This is a genomic window from Rhodopseudomonas sp. BR0M22 (assembly GCF_010907035.1).
GTDB lineage: Bacteria > Pseudomonadota > Alphaproteobacteria > Rhizobiales > Xanthobacteraceae > Rhodopseudomonas.
Map to the genome: position 1 here is coordinate 1 of NZ_QUMK01000010.1, position 18,810 is coordinate 18,810.

18 protein-coding genes and 1 pseudogene are annotated in these 18,810 nt (G+C 64.4%); 6 read left to right on the forward strand and 13 right to left on the reverse strand.

Annotation, left to right across the window (positions count from 1 at the left end; all coding sequences use genetic code 11):
* A pseudogene (locus DY468_RS04710) lies at positions 1-337 on the reverse strand (DUF2336 domain-containing protein); the annotation flags it as partial.
* A gap of 77 nt (positions 338-414) precedes the next feature.
* Complete coding sequence (locus DY468_RS04715; protein ID WP_164602866.1) at positions 415-1,560, reverse strand: GGDEF domain-containing protein; 1,146 nt, start codon at positions 1,558-1,560, stop codon at positions 415-417.
* 393 nt (positions 1,561-1,953) lie between these two features.
* Here DY468_RS04715 and DY468_RS04720 point away from each other — a divergent pair, with 393 nt between their 5' ends.
* From DY468_RS04720 to DY468_RS04745, 6 genes are all read left to right on the forward strand, one after another.
* A complete protein-coding gene (locus DY468_RS04720; protein ID WP_164602868.1) occupies positions 1,954-2,523 on the forward strand; it encodes a sigma-70 family RNA polymerase sigma factor in 570 nt (189 codons plus the stop codon).
* A complete protein-coding gene (locus DY468_RS04725) occupies positions 2,520-3,314 on the forward strand; it encodes a zf-HC2 domain-containing protein (RefSeq protein ID WP_164602870.1) in 795 nt (264 codons plus the stop codon). The genes DY468_RS04720 and DY468_RS04725 overlap by 4 nt, the downstream gene beginning before the upstream one ends.
* Positions 3,315-3,847: 533 nt before the next feature.
* Entirely contained in the window at positions 3,848-4,348 is a 501-nt protein-coding gene (locus tag DY468_RS04730) for a TIGR03809 family protein (protein ID WP_164602872.1), read from the forward strand.
* A 443-nt stretch (positions 4,349-4,791) separates the two neighbouring features.
* Positions 4,792-6,858, forward strand: coding sequence for a methyl-accepting chemotaxis protein (locus DY468_RS04735; RefSeq protein WP_164602874.1), 2,067 nt, complete (start codon positions 4,792-4,794; stop codon positions 6,856-6,858).
* A 215-nt stretch (positions 6,859-7,073) separates the two neighbouring features.
* Positions 7,074-7,514 (forward strand): hypothetical protein, encoded by a 441-nt coding sequence (locus DY468_RS04740; RefSeq protein WP_230761490.1) that lies wholly within the window; start codon positions 7,074-7,076, stop codon positions 7,512-7,514.
* A 154-nt stretch (positions 7,515-7,668) separates the two neighbouring features.
* Positions 7,669-9,978 carry a TonB-dependent receptor gene (locus DY468_RS04745; protein ID WP_164602876.1) on the forward strand — a complete coding sequence of 770 codons (2,310 nt, stop codon included), beginning with the start codon at positions 7,669-7,671 and terminating at the stop codon, positions 9,976-9,978.
* A gap of 93 nt (positions 9,979-10,071) precedes the next feature.
* On the opposite strand, the gene DY468_RS04750 is transcribed toward DY468_RS04745, so the two are convergent.
* The 11 genes from DY468_RS04750 to scpA all read right to left on the reverse strand — a co-directional run bounded on the left by DY468_RS04750 (position 10,072) and on the right by scpA (position 18,798).
* Positions 10,072-10,311 carry a PilZ domain-containing protein gene (locus DY468_RS04750; RefSeq protein ID WP_164602879.1) on the reverse strand — a complete coding sequence of 80 codons (240 nt, stop codon included), beginning with the start codon at positions 10,309-10,311 and terminating at the stop codon, positions 10,072-10,074.
* A 131-nt stretch (positions 10,312-10,442) separates the two neighbouring features.
* Positions 10,443-11,801: a TIGR03808 family TAT-translocated repetitive protein gene (locus DY468_RS04755; protein ID WP_164602881.1), complete on the reverse strand. Its 1,359-nt coding sequence runs from the start codon at positions 11,799-11,801 to the stop codon at positions 10,443-10,445.
* Between the two features lie 116 nt (positions 11,802-11,917).
* On the reverse strand, positions 11,918-12,565 hold the full coding sequence (locus tag DY468_RS04760; protein WP_164602883.1) for a pyroglutamyl-peptidase I: 648 nt from the start codon (positions 12,563-12,565) through the stop codon (positions 11,918-11,920).
* A complete protein-coding gene (gene meaB / locus DY468_RS04765) occupies positions 12,562-13,551 on the reverse strand; it encodes a methylmalonyl Co-A mutase-associated GTPase MeaB (RefSeq protein WP_164602885.1) in 990 nt (329 codons plus the stop codon). Before meaB ends, DY468_RS04760 begins: the two co-directional genes overlap by 4 nt.
* Positions 13,552-13,637: 86 nt before the next feature.
* Positions 13,638-14,231, reverse strand: coding sequence for a beta-class carbonic anhydrase (locus DY468_RS04770; RefSeq protein ID WP_164602887.1), 594 nt, complete (start codon positions 14,229-14,231; stop codon positions 13,638-13,640).
* A gap of 199 nt (positions 14,232-14,430) precedes the next feature.
* Positions 14,431-15,216 (reverse strand): DUF3298 and DUF4163 domain-containing protein, encoded by a 786-nt coding sequence (locus tag DY468_RS04775; RefSeq protein ID WP_164602888.1) that lies wholly within the window; start codon positions 15,214-15,216, stop codon positions 14,431-14,433.
* Positions 15,213-15,557 (reverse strand): HepT-like ribonuclease domain-containing protein, encoded by a 345-nt coding sequence (locus DY468_RS04780; RefSeq protein ID WP_164602890.1) that lies wholly within the window; start codon positions 15,555-15,557, stop codon positions 15,213-15,215. The genes DY468_RS04775 and DY468_RS04780 overlap by 4 nt, the downstream gene beginning before the upstream one ends.
* Position 15,558: 1 nt before the next feature.
* Entirely contained in the window at positions 15,559-15,873 is a 315-nt protein-coding gene (locus tag DY468_RS04785; RefSeq protein WP_164573676.1) for a nucleotidyltransferase family protein, read from the reverse strand.
* A gap of 35 nt (positions 15,874-15,908) precedes the next feature.
* Entirely contained in the window at positions 15,909-16,310 is a 402-nt protein-coding gene (locus DY468_RS04790; protein ID WP_246700884.1) for a type II toxin-antitoxin system VapC family toxin, read from the reverse strand.
* A gap of 5 nt (positions 16,311-16,315) precedes the next feature.
* Entirely contained in the window at positions 16,316-16,573 is a 258-nt protein-coding gene (locus DY468_RS04795) for a type II toxin-antitoxin system Phd/YefM family antitoxin (protein WP_164602894.1), read from the reverse strand.
* 65 nt (positions 16,574-16,638) lie between these two features.
* A complete protein-coding gene (gene scpA, locus DY468_RS04800; RefSeq protein ID WP_164602896.1) occupies positions 16,639-18,798 on the reverse strand; it encodes a methylmalonyl-CoA mutase in 2,160 nt (719 codons plus the stop codon).
* Between the last annotated feature and the right edge of the window lie 12 nt (positions 18,799-18,810).

Below are 18,810 nucleotides of genomic sequence, written 5' to 3' on the forward strand. Positions count from 1 at the left end.
GTGTCGCGTCGTCGAGCTGTTCGGATCGCGACAGCACCGGCGCGGCGATCTCGATCCGGTCTTCGAAGGCGAGCTGGCGGATGATCCGCGGCGGCGCCTGGACCGGGGCGAGCCGCTGCGCCAGCAGCACCATGGCATTGCTCTCGATGTTCTCCACCAAACAGGTGAAGACGTCGTCGAACACCTCGATCTGCTCTTCGTTGTATTCGACGGCACCGAGAAACAGGTCGGTAACGCGCCGCAACGTCTCCACCCGGCGGGCCACGGTGCCATGGGCCAGCATCGCTTGCAATTCGTCGAGCAGACGGAGGGCGGGCCGCTTCGATCTCGAAATCATCACTCTGTCCTAGAGGGCTGACGCCTGCTTCTTCAGGCGCAGTCAATTCGTCGTCCGTTCAGGCCGTTTGTAAGTCGTCAGGCGTAGGCAATCTTGTTTCGTCCGTCGTGCTTGGCCTCGTACAGTGCCTGATCGGCACGCGACAGCACGGCTTCGGTGCTCTCGTCCAAGGTCATGGTGGTGATTCCCGCCGACAGCGTGACCGTCATGCTCGGCGAGAACGCGCTCCAATCCAGTTCAGCCACGATCATCCGCAGCCGCTCGATGATCAGCAGTGCCTCGCGCTTGTCGGTGTTGGGCAGGAGCAGCAGAAATTCTTCGCCGCCGTAGCGGCCGAAACGGTCGAAGTTGCGGATGTTGGCGAAGATCGTGATCGCGAAGGTGCGCAGCACCTCGTCGCCGATCGGGTGGCCGAAGGTGTCGTTGATCCGCTTGAACCAATCGAGATCGATCAGCGCCAGCGACAGCGGCTCGCCGTGCCGAGCCGCTCGCGCGATCTCGTTGTCGAGGTGCTGCATGATACAGCGGCGATTATAGGCACCGGTCAGTTCGTCGAGTTCGGCCAGTTCTTCGATGCGCTGATACGCCTCACGGAGCTGGACACCGCGTTTGTAGAGCGAATCTCGCATTGCCTTCGAGAAGGCGCCGATGAACATGCAACGGCCGACCGTCGATACCAGCGCCAGCAGGGTCGCAAACCGCTCCAGCGGCGATTGGTGCGGCAGGTCGATCGGCAAGTCGGTGAGCAGAAACAGCAGCGTCAATACGGACAGCAGAGCGGCCCAGCAGATCAGCGCCTGCCGCCGGTCCGCGCGCAGCGCTGCGAAGCCGAACACGACGAACAGCTCGAACAGCAAGACCGCGCCGATCTGCGGCGCCCAGGCGGCAAACCCGACGATCACGACCAGATGCGTGATGGTGGTCGGAACCGTCAGATAGTGGTCGGGGAAACGGTCGTTGAATCCGGATTCGGATAAGGCGAACAGGATGCTGCCCACGACGAGGCCGCAGACGGCAAAGGCCACTGCCACGACTGGTGGGATGGTGCCGGCCTGGACATAGATGATCAGGATGCCGGCATCGACCATGAAGCTGGCGGCGATCAGATCCAGCATGCGGCGTCTTTGCCGCATGCGTCGACCGCGGACGGCAGAGATTTGGGCGTCGTCTGCGCTGGTTGGCGCACCGGGCAGGGTGCCCGGAATCGCAGCAGTTGGTCCCATCGTCCGCCCGATCGTGTGTTTGTCTCGGGGAACCTACGGGGAAAAGCGTTTCGTTTTGGTATCTGCGCGGCGGCCTCAACCACAGCGCGCAGACGTTAGCCGTTTGATTCTGCCAGACTTCTTGTCAGGCCATGGGCCGGCGGAGGGCGCGCCGGCATCGAAAAATGTGGAAATGTCGCGCAGATCCGGTCTCGGCTTGCTAACGTCGCCCCGGTCAGAGCCGCCGACTCGCGGGGGCTGGCTGCGCGGTGCTGGTCGTCCCGAACCGGGGCGAACCGACTGCCTCGTTTCGCGTCACAATCTGGACCCTGCGACAATCCCGGGGATGTAAAATTTGCTTTTGTTTATCGAACCTTCCGCTGGGCCCGGTCGACCTAAGCCAAGAGATGGCCAGTGAGTACCAAGCAGGCTGCCACGGACGAGGTCCTGATCGCCAGGATCGCCCAGGGGGACCGGGTTGCGATGCAGGTTCTGTATGGCCGGCATCACGTCAAAGTCTTCCGTTTCGGACTGCGCTTGGTTCGGAACGAACAGATCGCCGAAGATCTTATCAACGAAGTGTTTCTCGACGTTTGGCGTCAGGCCGGCAAGTTCGAGGGGCGGTCTGCCGTTTCAACTTGGCTATTGGCGATCACGCGGTTCAAGGCGCTGTCGGCGCTGCGACGCCGTAAGGACGCTGAACTGGACGACGAGGCCGCCGCTGCAATCGAGGATCCTGCCGACGATCCCGAGATCGCAGTGCAGAAGAAGGATACGGGCGAAGCGTTACGGCAATGTCTGACGTCGCTGTCGCCCGAACATCGAGAGATCGTCGATCTGGTGTACTACCATGAGAAGTCCGTGCAAGAAGTCGCCGAGATCGTCGGAATTCCGGAGAACACCGTGAAAACCCGGCTGTTCTACGCGCGCAAGAAACTCGCCGACCTGCTGCTGGCGGCCGGTGTCCAGCGAGGCTGGCCATGATGGCGATGAGCAAGACGATGCCCGAGCACAGCGAGCCGGGCGATATTGAAGCATTGCTGCCGTGGTACGCTGCCGGGACGCTGGATCCGCGCGACACCCGCCGCGTCGCCGAGGCGCTCGACCGCGACCCGGAGTTGGCGCGGCAATATGCCGTGATCCTCGAGGAATATTCCGCGACGATCGAGTTGAACGAGAGTTTGGGAGCCCCTTCGTCGCGGACCATGCACAAGCTGTTCGCGGCGATCGACGCCGAGCCGGCGCAGCAGCCCGCCGGCGGTCCCGGTCTTGGAGAACGGTTCGCTGGCTTCTTTGCTGGTCTGTCGCCAAAAGCACTGGCCTGGTCGGCTGCGGCGGCCAGCGTCGCGCTGTTGCTGCAGGCCGGTCTGATCGGTGCGATGCTGGCTTGGCATCACCCCGGCACTGTGCAGACTGCCGCGTATCAGCCACAGAACGATGTCGCGCCGCCCGCCGCCGCGCCGCGCGAGCGCACCGCAGAAGCCGCGAAACCGGCGGCGCCGATGGTGATGGCGGAACGCTCGGGCGGCCCGGTGGTGCGCAGTCTGACGCCTCCGACAGCGCCGCGCGCCCTGGTCAAGTTCTCGCCCGACGCTCGTGCCGCCGAGATCTCGGCGCTGCTCGACCGCTATGATGCGGTGGTGGTCGATAGTTCGAGGGGCGGGGTGTTCCGGCTGCAGTTCGGCAATCACGCGCTGTCGAAGCAGGCTCAGGACGATCTGATCGCCCGCCTGCAGAAGGAGCCGATCGTCAACGTGGTGCTGTCCGCTCCCTAAACAGCGTCATCGAGCGAACGGTCCATCGCTTCGCTCGAAGGCAACACGTCGAAAGCAGGTCGAGGCCGCCCGATCAACGGATATCCGCGTCGAAACCGTCGCCGGACAGCCTCGGCGCGTGGGCGTTTTCCGTGTCCAAGCAGGGTGCGCGCTTCACCATGACGCGAGCTGCAAAAAAATCTGCAACTGGATTGAACGTCCGGCGTTGTCGACTGACCAATCGTTGTGGGAGCGGAGACCACCTCCCCAACGAGGCCGTATCCGGCGCGAGCGCCCATCCACCCCTGCGCTGATATGGCTTTTGACCCGCCCGGTTGTCCCCCCGGGCGGGTCTTTCATTTTAGGGGCGATTTGGCTTCCAGGTGAGCGCAGACGGCCGCATTCGGGTCATTTGATCCGCTTTGGCGAGGTCGGGCCGTTTCAAATTACCGTTGCGCTGGACATGGTAAATTTTTGTTAACAACATTGTCCTTAAGCTGCTCGTCGATTCGTAGGTTGCGTCGCGTTCCTTTCCCTCTCCTGGCGGACTGACCATGGAACAGACCGACGCCGAGCGCGGCCGTGCGCTCGTCGAGCGCTGGTGTGTGCTCGCCGAACAGCGGCTCGACTACCTGACTGAACTGTTCGAAAGCGGCCGGTGGCGCCGTTTCTTCGGCGAACGCGAATTTCTCACCAACGTCCAGGAAGCCAAGGCAGCGGTCGAGACGTGGCGCGATCTGTTGCGCCGCGAAGCGACGCTCGACAACCAGCCGGTCGATCTGTCCTGGCTCGGCCACAACAAGCAGGTTGCTCCTCGCGTCGCCTTCTATTTCGACGGCGAACCGGTCAACGCCTCGGCGTCACCGCCCAGGCCGTCAGCGGCCCGGACTGCGCGCGTCGCCGAGCCGGTCAAGCCGGTCGAACCGCCGGTGCGTCCGCGCCCGATCGCCGAATCTGCGCCGGCGATCGTGCCTGAAGACGTGCCGGTGTGGCTGCACGCGCTCGATCCGGAACGCCTCGAGCAGCGCTATTCGCTGTTGCGCAAAGCGGGCTGACGAGCACGCTGGAATCGAATCCCGCCTGTTCGACTATCCACAGGGTGGTCGACGCGACTTTCGTCTATTGGGTGGGGCGCCCATTGCGCGACCGATGCAATCTCCGCGGTCCCGCGTTCCTTTCTAACTTCAACTGCTGTTTCGGTTTTGTGACGACGGTCGAGGTCGATCGGTCGGTGCGCGCGATGCACCATGCCGCGATCGGTGCAAACTGGCGCCAATGATCGCCGAATTGTACCGCTGAGATTTAACCGATCGGAACGAATTCCGGCGCACCTGTTGCGTGCGGTCCGGTCCCGGAACCGTTCACAAGATGACATCTCAGAGGGGGGATTCGCGGCGACGTGCGCGGCATTGCCGTGCTGCGGATTTCCCTCTTATGCGCCGCTTCTCATGCGCCGCATGCAGCCACGCTTTCGAGCGTACTCATCGGGAAAGAGATCATGTCGCGTATCCCTTCGTCGCCCGTCCCGCCCAAAGTTGCGGGTCCGTTTTCGTTCTTCACCAACCGCAAGATCGGCGTCAAAATCGCCATCGGCTTCGCCGCCGTTCAGGTGCTGATGGCGGTGATGGCCGTGCTGAACTATTCGAGCTTCGGCAAAGTCGGCGTTGCCTTCACGGATTTCGATCAGCGCGTCGCTGTGGTCGACGCTGTGCGTAACGTCGAGCAGGACTTCAACGCCTTTCGCCGGGTCGTGCGCGAATACAGCCTCACCGGCGAGGACCACCTGATCGCCGAAGCCGGCAAGCGCAGCACCGAGCTGCAGGATCACATCAAGCAGGCGCTGCAGCAGATTCAAGCCGAGAACCGCCGCGTGGCGATGGTCGACCTGAGTAGCAAAGTCGATTCCTACGTGGCCCAGCTTGAAGGTCTCACGAAGGTGCGCCAGGACCAGAATAGGTTATCGCTGACGGTGCTGGGGCCTGTCGGGCAGCGTATCGTGGGCAAGCTCGAGCAATTGCAGGCCGCCACCATGCGCGGCGATGGCAACAGCGAGCAGGCACTGTTGGTCGGACAGTCGCTGAAGCAGTTCCTGCTGCTGCGGCTCGCCGCCAGCAAAGTGCTGGGAGTTCGGTTCGACAAGGCCGAGCAGGCCAACGCCGAGAAGGCGATGGGCGATTTCCGCACCACGCTGTCGACGATGAAGACCGTTCTGTCTGGCGCATCCGAACGCGAGCAACTGGCCGCGATCGAGTCCGACCTTGAGATCTACGCCGACGGCTTCCTGCAGTCGGTGCGCGACGTCAGCGAGATCGATACGACGATCGCGGCCATGATCAAGGTCGCAGAGTCGCTTGTGGGCGACGCGACCGCGATCAAGCAGTCCGGCATTGTCGATCAGAAGCAGATCGGCCACCAAACTGCAGCGCTGATTGGCGAGACCCAGAACCAGATCGTGTTCATCACCCTGGGAGCGATGGCGATCGGCCTGGTGCTCGCCTGGCTGATCGGGCGCGCGGTGTCGAAGCCGATCGTGGCGATGTCCGGCGTGATGAAGGAGCTCGCCGCCGGCAATAATAACGTGGAGATCGTCGGAGCCGGACGGCTCGATGAAATTGGGTTGATGGCGTGCACCGTAGAGGTGTTCAGGACGAACGCGATCGAATACGACCGGATGAAAGCCGAGCAGGAAGAGGCGGAGCGTCGCGTCGCTGCCGAGCACAAGGCGGAGATGCAGCGCCTCGCCGATCACTTCGAAAGCGCGGTCGGGGAGATCATCGATACCGTGACCTCGGCTTCGACCGAGCTCGAAGCCTCGGCCGGCACGCTGACGACGACCGCCGAACACGGACAGCAGCTCGCCGGCTCGGTCGCCGCGGCCTCCGAGCAAGCTACCGCCAATGTGCAGTCGGTGGCGTCGGCGACCGAGGAAATGGCGTCGTCGATCAACGAGATCAGCCGCCAGGTGCAGGAGGCGGCGCGCATCGCCAACGAGGCGGTGGAGCAGGCGCGCAAGACCAATGAACGGATCGGCACGCTGGCTCAGGCGGCGAATCGCATCGGCGACGTCGTCGAACTGATCAACACCATTGCCGGCCAGACCAATCTGCTGGCGCTCAACGCCACGATCGAGGCGGCGCGGGCCGGCGACGCCGGTCGCGGCTTCGCGGTGGTCGCCGCCGAGGTCAAGGCGCTCGCCGAACAGACCGGCAAGGCGACCGGCGAAATCAGCTCTCAGGTCGGCAGCATGCAGTCGGCGACGCAGGAGTCGGTTGGTGCCATCCGTGAGATCGGCGGCACCATCGAGCGGATGTCGGAGATCGCCTCGACCATTGCGTCGGCGGTGGAAGAGCAGGGCGCTGCCACGCAGGAGATCTCCCGCAACGTGCAGCAGGCGGCTCGCGGCACCCACGAGGTTTCGTCCAACATCGCCGACGTGCAGCGCGGCGCGACCGAGACCGGCTCGGCGTCGTCGCAGGTGCTGTCCGCCGCGCAGTCGCTGTCGCGCGACAGCACGCGCTTGAAGGACGAGGTCGATCGCTTCATGGAGACGGTGCGGGCGGCCTGACAGATCATTTGATCTGAGCCGGATTCGCTATTCGAAGCGTCGCGCCTGGGGTTCGCTCCGGGCGCGCGCTTGTGTCGACTGTGTTCAAATAGTGACATCTATTCCAAATGTCATGAAGTGCGGTATCACGTCACCGCACCGTATTGTTGCACCTTCGATGCTGTGATTACTTGGCCACGCAGACACTGGGGACGCGTGTGCTGAGGGCGTTACGGATGAGAGCGAAGGACAAGGCGTCGGCCGCGCATGCGCGTCGTCCGACCCTTGCGCTCGGGATGCGTCGCGATCGACCCTGGCCTGCGGTCGCAGTCCGCTTCGCGACCAGTTGGCTGGTCACCCTGGCTCTGCTGCTGCAGATTGCGCTGTCGGCGGCGCCGCTCCCGGGGGCAGGATCGCTCGACGTTCTCGCCAGCGCCGGCATCTGTCATTCGATCGACACCTCAGCCCCGGCAGACTCGCAGGATCGGGTCGTGGTGCACTTCAAGTGCATCGCCTGCGTTCTGGTGTGCAGCCTGCCGCCGCCGTCCTTGGTCGTCACCGCCGCGCCAAGCCTGTCCTGGGTCTGGCTGACGCAGCGTTGGCCGCTGACCGAGGCGGCGCCGCGCAGTGTCCCGGCTTCCTCTCATTCCGCCCGCGGACCTCCTGATCTTGCGTAACCGCACCGGTCGCTGATCGCGCGTCTTTCGCGCGGCGGCGATGCCTTGCCGTTTCGCTACTGCCACCGTCGCGTCCGCTTTGTCGCGCCGCACGGGGACAGATGTCCTGCGCCAGCCATGGGCTGCGCGCGCTCGATCTTCCGTGAGTTTCGTCATGTCATCCGTTCTGTCCGTCGGCTTGCGCCGGTCCTTGTTGCTGTCCACCTCGCTGCTGTCGTTGCCGTGTGCGGCGATCGCGTTCTCGGCCGTCTCGCTCTCGTCGGCGCCGGCTTCGGCCCAAACCGCGAGCACTCTGTCGACCGTCGTGGTCGAGCCCGCCACGCCGCGCGCCAAACCGCGTGTTCGTGCCACCACGCCGTCACCGCAGCGCGGGCCGGTGATCCGCGATGCTGCGGCGTCACCGCCGCCCGCCGCGCCATCGTCTGAGCCGGTGTCCGCCTCGGCCACGACGCTGCCGGGCTCGGCTGCGGTGACGCGCAGCCTCGGCACCAGCGACAGCGCCGCGCTGATCACCGACATTCCGGGCGGTGCAGTTTGGGGCGCCGGCGGCGTTTCCAGCCTGCCGGCGCTGAACGGCGTCGGTGCCGATCGTGTGCAAGTGGCGATCAACTCGATGCTGATCAGCCCGGCATGCCCGAACGAGATGAATCCGCCGCTGTCCTTCGTCAATCCACAGATGATCGCCAGCATGCGTGCCTATCTCGGCGTCGCGCCGGTCAGCGTAGGCGGCGACTACATCGGCGGCAAGATCGACGTCACCACCGCGCCGCCGCTGTTCGCAACGGGGCCGAGCCTTCTGACTACCGCGACGGTCTCCGGCTTCTATCGCAGCAACGGCAACGCCTACGGAGTCGATGCGCGTGCGACGATCGCCAATCAGGACACCAGCGTCACCTACACCGGCGGCTGGGCTCGTTCCGGCAACTACAAGGCCGGCAACGGCATGACCGTGAAGTCGACGCTGTGGGAGGTGCAGAACCACGCCGTCAGCATCTCGCGGCAGAGCGCCGGCAACCTGTTCACGCTGCAGGTCGGCGGGCAGTTCATCCCGTATCAGGGCTACGTCAACCAGTATATGGACATGGTGTCCAACCGTTCGATGTTTGTGAATGGACGTTATGACGGCGTGTTCGATTGGGGCAAGCTGGAGACGTCGGCGTTCTATCACCGCATCCGGCACACCATGGGCTTCATCGCGCCCGATAAGGTTGCGGACATGCCGATGGACACCCGCGGCACGGACCTCGGTTACAATATCAAGGCGTCGGTGATCGCCTCCGACCACGATCTGATCCGCATCGGCAACGAGACCCATGCGTATCGGCTCGACGATTGGTGGGATCCGGTGCCGGGCTCCGGCATGATGATGTCACCCAACACCTTCATCAATATCAACGACGGCCGTCGTACCCGGCTCGGCACCTTCGTCGAGTGGGAGCGGCACTGGAACCGGGAATGGACCACGCTGTTCGGCCTGCGTAACGACGTGGTGTGGATGGGCACCGGCAACGTCCAGGGCTACAGCTCGATGTACGCAGCCGATGCGTCGCGCTTCAATGGCCGCGACCGCGATCGCACCGACGTCAATTTCGACGGCTCGGCGCTGATCCGCTATGAACCCAACGCGATCAGCCAATTCGAACTCGGCTTCGCCCGCAAGACCCGCTCGCCGAACCTCTACGAGCGCTACACCTGGTCGAACACCGCGATGGCAATGAACATGATCGGCTGGTTCGGCGACGGTAACGGCTATGTCGGGAACGTCGATCTTGCTCCTGAGAAGGCTCACACGGTCAGCTTCACCGCAGCTTGGCACGATCCGGCCCAGAAGCTGTGGGAGGTCCGGGTCACACCGTATTACAGCTATGTGCAGGACTACATCGACGTGAACCGCTGCTTCATCGCGGGCAGCTCGACCTGCAATGCGGCGAACTTGACCAAGACCAACGCCTTCGTGTTCCTGCAATTCGCCAACCACGACGCCGAACTCTACGGCGTCAACCTCGACGGCCGGCTGACGGCGTGGGACAATGCAGCCTATGGCCGCGGCGTGCTGCGGGGGCAGTTCGCTTACGTACACGGCCAGCGCACCGACGGGATCAATTTGTATCGCGTGATGCCGGTCAACGCGAAGCTCGGGCTCGACCACGAGTTCGGCGGCTGGGTCAACGGCATCGAGCTGCAATTGGTCGGCGCCAAGACGCAGGTGAGCGAAGTGCGCAACGAGACCACGACCTCTGCCTACGCGCTGCTCAACCTGCGCACCGGCTATCGGTGGGAGAACGTGCGGCTCGACGTCGGCGTCGATAATGTGTTCGACAAGTTCTACACCCTGCCGCTCGGCGGAGCCGACCTCGTCGACTACCGCGCAGCCTCGATGATGGGTGGATCGTCGCCGATTTGGGGCTATGGCGTGCCGGGCATGGGGCGGTCGTTCAACACGCGTCTGACCGTGTCGTTCTGACCGCCCTCGGGGCCGCTTCCATTTGGGAGCGGCTTCGACTTGCGAGCCGGCGCATCGAGGGGCGGTTGCGGTCGACCCGCTCAACCGCCTTGCTCATTCGAACGAGACGCCGATCCGTTGTTCCTTTCGCCAGATCACGCGGCTGCGCCGCTTGATCTGATCGGTTGGGACATAGAGTGTGAAGCACTCGGGGATGGATAGTGGCGAGACGACATCCAGCGCCGCGCCGGCTTCCGAGATGTTCCTTACTTTGCAATCGATGGTGCCGCCGCCGAACTCGATCGTTGCAGCTTTCAGCACGCGCCGGCGCGGCGTTTTTCTCTGCTCATCCATTCTGCTGTTTGAGCACGGATATTTTATGTTTCTGTGAACGCATGCCTCAAAAGAACGACTGCAGTGCGACCGGCTGCGGACAACAAAGAACAAAGGCTGAGTTTCGTGCAGGATGCCGTCATGGCACTCGGTCACCTGGTGGTGTTGTGGCCGAGTGAAATCTGGGTGAACCGCGTCGCGCCCGGCGTCGTCAGATCCGGAGTCACGGGCTTCGCGTGATCGAGTCCGACCACTGCGCCGCGCGGGGCTTCGGCGATGACGTTGCCGGCGATCGTCGCGGTGCCTGCGCCGTCCATCACCGAGACGCCGATGCCGATGAAGGTCTTGCGCACGACGTTGCCGGTGATCGCGACGTCGCGCAGATATCTGCCCCAGCCGGCGACGATGCCGAACGAGGGAGCATTCTCGATTACGTTTCCCGAAACTGCGGTGTCGGCTTCGACATAGATGCCGATGCCGGCGTCGTCGTTCGGTGCGGTACCGATCGGCCGTTTCGGTCTCAGATTGCGGATGATGTTGCCCTGCACGGTGCTGAGCCGGCCGCCCTCATTGAAGTTGCAGACGGAGACGCCGAGCGCAGCGCCGTCGACGGTGTTGTTCGCGATCACCGCGCCTTCGAACGCGAACTCTGAATACAGCGCCACCTCGCGCACGTCGGACACGCTGTTGCCGGTGATCTGGATGTTCGAGGCCGAATTGCCGCGCACCGCGGAGTAATCGCAATTCTTGATGCGGTTGCCGCTGATCACCACGTTGCCGGCGCGAAATGCGTTGATCGCGTTGCCGTACTGGCCCGAGCCGCCGGGACCGGCTTTGATGTTCTCGATTCGATTGCCGGTGACGAGCGTGCCGTCGTCGCCGATTGCGGTGCGTAGGATTTCGATGCCGTTGTCGTTGGTGTCGATGATGGTGTTGTGGTCGACGCGCAGCTCCTTGGCGTCGAACGACACTACGCCGGTGACCGCTATTTTGGTCAGCGTGTTGTTGCTGATTGCGCCGGACGTTGCTTCGAGCCAGATGCCGGAGCCGCCGCTGGCGGTGATCGCGCAATCCTGGATTCGCAGATCCTGCGCGGCTATGCAGTGCACCAGTCCGCGCCGGCTCGGCAGCGCAATGCCGGCGCCGTCGAGCACGAGGCCGGACAGCGTCGCGTTCTCCGCGCCCTGGCTGTCGAACAGCGACGGTCCGCCGGTGAAGAGCAACGTGGTCGCGCCGCGAACGCCCGAGAGCTGGGCACCAGACGGCAGCCGCAAGGTCCCGGTGCGATAGGTGCCCGGGGGCAGCGCCAGCGGTACGCGGCGGGCGGCGGCATCATCGATGGCGCGCTGGAGCGCCGTGGTCTGGTCATCCGAGCTGTCGGGGCGGACGCCGGAGAGTGTGGCCTCGCGGCCGCGGCGCGAGGTCGGAGCGGCGGCCAGCGGCGGGGCGGCCAGAGCCAGCGCGCCGGTACTCGCCAAAGTGCCGAGGAAGTCGCGTCGGTGCAAAACCATGGCGCGCGTACTCCTATGCGACGACCTGCTATTGTCGAAACTAATGCAGAATCCGCCGTGGCGCTGTCGGTCGTGCTGCGCCGGAGCTGTGATGTTTGGCCGTAGGGTTAACCGGCTCAGCCGGTGGCGCCGCCTGCCGCGCGAGACAGCCTTATCAGCTCGAGCAGCATCGCTTCGCCGGCATCGACCAGTTGCTCTGCGGTGATACGGCTTCCCGGCCACGCCGTGCCGTCGCGGCTGATCAGCGGCACATGCACGAAGGCGGCGAGGCGAGGCCCGTTTGAGGCCCGCGTCGCTTCGATCGCCCGCCAGCACAGATAGTTGCAGAGATAGCGCCCGGCGTCGCGTGACAGCCGCGCGTCGATTCCGGTGAACTGCGCCGCGCGCGCCAACCGTGCGCTGTGCGGGCCAAAACTGCGCGCCTCTTCGCCCGGCGCGATGTGGCCGTGACGCAGGGTGACCTGGTCGGCGTCGGGCCACAGCGTCGTAAGGGCGTTGCGGGCGCGCGTCTCGATCCGGACGTGACGGGTCGAGGCGGCGAGGCCGAACATCAGCAGCGCGTCGGGACGGTGCTGCGCGAGGAGCGCCGGTAGGTCGCGATCGACCGCGCGGTAGCTGACGTTGAAGACGTGGCCGAGACGAGCCACGTCGTCGAACGCCGGCCGACGCAACTTGACGAGGCGATCGACCAAGGCTGGAGTCGGATTGAAGGGCGCACCGGGAAATGGCCCGAAACCGGTAATCAGAATGCGCAGGCCGCTCACCCGATCAGCTCCGCGATCTGGTCGGCGCCGAGCGTCGGCGTGATCGTGCCTTCGGCGACGGCGGCCTCAGTTGATCTGACCTTGGCGCGGATCGAAGGAACACTGCGCAGCTTCGCCTTCCAGCGGTCCTCCAGCAACGTCCACATCCATTTGACCTGCTGCTCGCGTCGCCGCGCGTCGAACTCGCCGGACGGTGTCGTCGCGGTGCGATGGTCGAGCACCGACTGCCACAGCTCTGCGATGCCGTTGCCGGTCGCGGCCGAATAGGTGATCACCGGCGGTTGCCAGTGCATCGAGCGCGGGGTGAGGATGTGCAGCGCCGCGCGATACTCGCCGGCAGCGAGATTGGCGCGGGCGATGTTGTCGCCGTCGGCCTTGTTGATGGCGATCATGTCGGCGAGCTCCACCAGGCCCTTCTTGATGCCCTGCAGCTCGTCGCCGGCGCCGGGCAGCATCAAAGCCAGGAAGAAGTCGGTCATGTCGCAGACAGCGGTTTCGGACTGTCCAATGCCGACGGTCTCGACCAGCACGACGTCGAAACCGGCAGCCTCGCACAGCAGCATCGCCTCGCGAGTCTTCGCCGCGACGCCGCCCAGCGTGCCGGAGGACGGCGAGGGGCGTATGAACGCTTCCGGCTCGGCGGACAGCCGCGCCATCCGGGTCTTGTCGCCGAGGATCGAGCCGCCGGTGCGTGCCGAGGACGGATCGACCGCCAGCACCGCGACCTTGTGACCCTGCTCGATCAGATACATGCCGAGCGCGTCGATCGTGGTCGACTTGCCGACGCCGGGTGAGCCGGTGATGCCGACGCGGATCGCACGGCCGGTTTCGGGCAGCAGATCCTGCACGAGCGCACGCGCGGAGGCCTGGTGGTCGCCGCGGCGGCTTTCGATCAGGGTGATGGCGCGCGCCAGCGCGGCGCGATGTCCGCTGCGGACCTCGCTGGCAAGATGGGCAATGTCGCCGGTGCGTCGGGCTGAATTCATGGCGCCCGTTTACAACGATTGGGCGCCAGGGGCGAGGGGAGTCCCGCGCGGAACGGCCGCGCGCCGATCTCCCTGTTGATGACGCCTCAGGCGGCAGGTTTGCCGGCGGCGCTGGCCTCGGCGACCTCGTCGAGCCGGCCGGTCTTCACGTCGTAGATGAAGCCGTAGATCGGGATGTGCTTCGGCACCAGCGGATGGCTGCGGATCCGCGCGACGTCCTCGGTGACGCTCTTGGCGTTGTCCTGGAACGTATGCCAATGCACGAAATGACCGGCGACCGAGCCGCCGCCGTGCTTCGGGTTGCTCCAATGGTGGCCGTCGAAGCTGGCGGTCTCGAGATTGTCCTCGAGCAGGTCGGCGATCACGTCACCAGTGAACAACTGCATCCCGCAATCGCTGTGATGGATCACGAACCATTCCTGGGTGCCGAGCAGCTTGTGGGAGATCACCAGCGACCGGATCGCGTCGTCGGAGGCGCGTCCGCCGGCGTTGCGGATGACGTGCGCGTCGCCTTCGGCGAGGCCGGCATATTTGGCAGGATCGAGCCGGGCGTCCATGCAGGTCAGGATCGCGAAATGCCGTGCCGGCGGCAGCGCCAGATTGGCCTTGTCGCCGAAGTCCTTCGCATACTGATTGTTGGCCGATAACACGGCGTCGTAATTGCCGGCTGGCTTGGTCATCTCGTCCACTCCGCAACATTGCTGAAAGCTCTCCATTCGCCACACCGCGCCGGCACAGCGAATGGAAATCGTCAGCGAATGAAGCAGACTTTGCGCAGAAGCGGCGTTCGTTGTTCGGCGCGGGGCAGAGGAGTTCTGCTGGAAAGCGCGCGCGCCACAGATGGCCTGTTCTCAACCGCCCGGGGACGTACCCTCTGGTTCATTCCGCCCTACGTTCCTGCTTCGGCCGGTCGCCACCGAAGATCGCTCGGCCTTCGTCCGACAGATACGGCTTCAACGCCGTCCACGGCACGAATGCCTCATATTCACCCTCCGCATAGGCTCCGACCGCGTAGGGTGCGTAGTGGAAGGTGAGGCCCGAGCTTTTCCCCGCGGTGGTCGACGGCGCCAGCGTCACCGGCCCGATCTTCAAAAGCTTCGGCTCGATGCTCTTGATGTAGGCGGCGTCCTCTTCATCGGCGCCGCGCTCCTTCTTTTCAGCCTTCAGCGCGGTGACGATGCCGTCGACCATCGCCCGCATTGCCGGGCTGCCGTCGGACAGGTCGGTGAAGAACGGGCGGATGCTGATACGCTTGCCGAGCTGCTTGTCCCACAGAATGGTGTCGATGTCGGTGTTGGGATGGGCGCCGCCGGTGTAGCTATAGTCGGTGCGCAGGATCGAGACGTAGCGATCCGCGACCAGAGAATCCGTCGTGTAGCTGCGCTCATAGGTCCACGGCCCGTTACGGAACAGCTCCGGATCGCTCTTGAATTCCGGCTCGGCCTCGGTGCGCCGCTCGGCGGTCCACTTCTTGCCCTCGGCCAGACAGTTCTCGGCCAGCTTGGCATCGGCCTTGATGCCGGCATCGAGCGTCACCGTGCCGTCGATCGCTTTGGTCTTCACGGCGAAGTCAGGCTTGGGCTTCGCCGGCTCGGCGAGGGCGGGGGAGAGGACGCAGACGCTGGCCAGAACCAGCACAGTGCGGAACAGGTTCGAAAAGCTCAACGGTCGGACTCCTTGCGTGCGCGAGAGACAAACTGCCGAAGTGGATCGAGATCACGCTGGATCATTTCCCACAACAGTCGGGCGTCTGTCGCGTGATAGGCATGTCGAAGCCAGTTGCCGAGGTCGGCCAATCGGCGCCAATTGATCGAGGGCTCACTCGCCTTCAATGCGTCGGGGATGTGTCTTGAAGATTCACTAATTCGCTCCAGAAATCTCTCGATTGCCGCCAGTACCAAACGGTCGGACTGGAAGTCGGCGAAATCCTTACCGCTCAGGACGTCGCGGATATTCTGGAGCTCTGTCTCGATATGACCCAGCCGATCGGAAATCGTCGGAGGCACCTCAAAACACCTCGACGAGGTCTTGTGCGATCCGTTCCGCGAATGCCGGCTCGATCGATCGGCGGATGGCGGCCTGAGCCCGGAGACCGGTCGCGTCGCTGACGATGTGCTCGACGCCGATGAGGTCGAGCAGGGAGAAGCGGGCCCCCGGAGCAGTGTCCACCAGCACGTCGAGGTCGCTGTCGGGGCGCGCATCGCCGCGCGCCCGAGAACCGAACACAAACAGCTTGGATACGCCTTCCGCACGCAATACGGCGGCCTGCTCGCGCAGCTTCGCGATGATCTTGTCCAGCGGTATGTCGGCGACGGCGGTCATCGTGTCAGTATAGCAGATTGCCTTTGGCGCTGCAGTCACACGGGAAGAATCTCGACGCCGCGCTGTCGCGCCGCTTTTCTCATCTGGCTGTCGAAGGTGAAGAGCGGAAGATTCCTGACTTCGGCCAGCCGGACATACAGCTCATCGTAATAGGTCAGTCCGGAATCCAGCGCCCTACGGACCGCACCGGCGATTTCGTCAAGTTCCGGGGGTGATTGCGTGATCATCTCGAGAATCTTCAGGTTGTGCAGCGCGTATTCGAGCTTGTCGGAAGGGAGCCGGCCGCGGCGCACGTTCGTGGTAAGCGCATTGCCGATTTCAGCATGCCAATGCGCCGGGACGACGAATTGCTGGTCCGCCAAGCTTTCAAACACCTCATCGTTGGCGAGGTGCTCGCGCTCATCCAGAAACATCGCCAGGGCGGCGGATGCGTCCATGACGATCAACGGCGTCCCTCGTTGATCCAGCTTTTGATCTCGTCGTGGGTCGGATTCAGCTTCAGGTCGCGCGCCAAGCTGCGCAAGTTGCGGATCGCCTGACGCCGTCGCGCGATCGTATCGGCCGACAACTCGCTACTCGCCTGAACCAGCCGTGCGACAGGCTTGCCGTGCCGCGTGATTGTCACTTCGGCGCCGTTTTCGACCTCGTCGAGAAGGCTCGACAGGTGGGTCTTCGCTTCGAAAATGCCGACCTGCTTCATGAAGACAAACTAGTCTGGTTAGACTAGTTCGTCAAATCAAGCCGGCATTGTCTTGAAGCCCGCAGCTACTCCGCCGCCTGGCTGGAGTGGCCGAGCCGGGCGTTGAGCTTGTGGATCAGCTCCTCGGCGGCGTCGGCGATCACGGTGCCGGGCGGGAAGATTGCCTCGGCGCCGGACTTGATCAGCGCGTCGTAGTCCTGCGGCGGGACCACGCCGCCGACGATGATCATGATGTCGTCGCGGCCCTGCTTCTTCAGCGCGGCCTTCAGTTCCGGCACCGCGGTGAGATGCGCGGCGGCGAGCGACGACACGCCGAGGATATGGACGTCGTTTTCGACCGCCTGCCGGGCGGCTTCCTCCGGCGTCGCGAACAGCGGCCCGATGTCGACGTCGAAGCCGATGTCGGCGAATGCCGAGGCGATCACTTTCTGGCCGCGGTCGTGGCCGTCCTGACCGATCTTGGCGACCAGGATGCGCGGGCGACGGCCCTCGGCGTCCTCGAACGCGTCGATCAGTGCCTGCACCTTCTCCATCCGGTCCGCCATCGATGCGACCTCCCGCTTGTAGACGCCGGTGATCGACTTGATCTCGGCGCGATGCCGGCCATAGACCTTCTCCAGCGCGTCGGAGATTTCGCCGACGGTGGCCTTCTTGCGCGCCGCGTCGATCGCCAGCGCCAGCAGGTTGCCGTTGCCTTCCGAAGCCGAGCGGGTCAGCGCCGACAGGGCGGCGTCGACGTCGGCCTGCACGCGCTCCTTCTTCAGCCGGGCGAGCTTGTCGATCTGCAGCCGGCGCACGGTCGAATTGTCGACCTTGAGCACGTCGATCGGAGCCTCGTCGGTCGGCTTGTACTTGTTGACGCCGATCACCGACTGCCGGCCGGTGTCGATGCGCGCCTGGGTCTTGGCGGCGGCTTCCTCGATGCGCAGCTTCGGCACGCCGGCTTCGATCGCCTTGGCCATGCCGCCGAGCGCTTCGACTTCCTGGATGTGAGCCCAAGCCTTGACGGCGATGTCGTGGGTCAGCCGCTCGACGTAGTACGAGCCACCCCACGGATCGATGATCCGGGTGGTGCCGCTCTCCTGCTGCAGGAACAACTGGGTGTTACGTGCGATCCGCGCCGAGAAGTCGGTCGGCAGCGCGAGCGCTTCGTCGAGCGCGTTGGTGTGGAGCGATTGGGTGTGGCCCTGAGTGGCCGCCATCGCTTCGATCGTGGTGCGCATCACGTTGTTGAACACATCCTGCGCGGTCAGCGACCAGCCGGAGGTCTGGCAGTGCGTGCGCAGGCTCAGCGACTTCTGCTGCTTCGGATCGAACTGCGTCAGCAGCTTGGCCCACAGCAGACGCGCGGCGCGCATCTTGGCGACTTCCATGAAGAAGTTCATGCCGATCGCCCAGAAGAACGACAGCCGCGGCGCGAACTTGTCGACGTCGAGACCGGCCGCGATGCCGGCGCGGACGTATTCGACGCCGTCGGCGAGCGTGTAGGCGAGCTCGAGGTCCTGCGTCGCGCCGGCTTCCTGCATGTGATAGCCGGAGATCGAAATCGAGTTGAACTTCGGCATCTTCTGCGAGGTGTAGGCGAAGATGTCGGAGATGATCCGCATCGAGGGCACCGGCGGATAGATGTAGGTGTTGCGCACCATGAACTCTTTCAGAATGTCGTTCTGAATGGTGCCCGACAGCTTCTCCGGGGAGACGCCCTGTTCCTCTGCGGCGGCGACATACAGCGCCAGGATCGGCAGCACCGCGCCGTTCATGGTCATCGACACGCTCATCTGGTCGAGCGGAATGCCGGCGAACAGCGTGCGCATGTCGTAGATCGAGTCGATCGCCACGCCGGCCATGCCGACGTCGCCGGCGACGCGCGGATGATCAGAGTCGTAGCCGCGGTGAGTGGCGAGGTCGAACGCCACCGACAGGCCCTTCTGACCGGCGGCGAGGTTGCGGCGATAGAACGCGTTGGAGTCCTCGGCGGTCGAGAAGCCGGCATATTGCCGGATCGTCCACGGCTGGTTGACGTACATGGTCGGGTAGGGGCCGCGCAGGAACGGCGCGACGCCCGGCCAGGTGTCGAGGAAATCGATGCCGGCGACATCCGCCTCGGAGTAGCCCGGCTTGACCAGAATGCCTTCGGGCGTCAGCCACGGCTGGGCCTCGCCTGCAGGAGCAGGGGCGGCGGTGGGCTGGAATGCGATCTCGGCGAAGTTCGGAATCTTGCTCATTTTTATCTGATC